Below are 440 nucleotides of genomic sequence, written 5' to 3' on the forward strand. Positions count from 1 at the left end.
GCAGCGTAATTTTCATTACCCAACTGAATTGCTTTTACAGATACAGAACCTGCTCCAGTAATTGTAATCTCGTTGCCAACTAGTGTAGCCGGACCAGATACCAACTCAAAGCTTACCGCCAACTCCGATGAAGCACTTGCCGTTAATTCAAAGACTGCATCACCGTAGGTTTTATCTGCAATCTCTTCGAAAGTAATGCTCTGAGCAGCTTTGTTTACAGTGAAAGTTCTTACCACTTCTTCTGCAGCTGCATAATTATCATCGCCCAATTGAATTGCTTTTACAGATACAGAACCTGCACCAATAATCGTAATCTCGTTGCCAACCAGTGTAGCCGGACCAGATACCAACTCAAAGCTTACTGCCAGTTCCGATGAAGCGCTTGCTTCCAAACTGAAGGCTGCATCGCCATAAGTTTTATCTGCAATTTCTGCGAAAGT

At 43.4% G+C, this 440-nt stretch carries 1 protein-coding gene; it reads right to left on the bottom strand.

What is annotated here, in order from left to right:
• The coding region (locus tag ELS83_RS21900; RefSeq protein ID WP_216616784.1) for a hypothetical protein at window positions 1–440 on the bottom strand (440 nt) is incomplete at both ends.

Origin of the sequence: Marinifilum caeruleilacunae (assembly GCF_013141825.1) — a bacterium.
GTDB lineage: Bacteria > Bacteroidota > Bacteroidia > Bacteroidales > Marinifilaceae > Marinifilum > Marinifilum caeruleilacunae.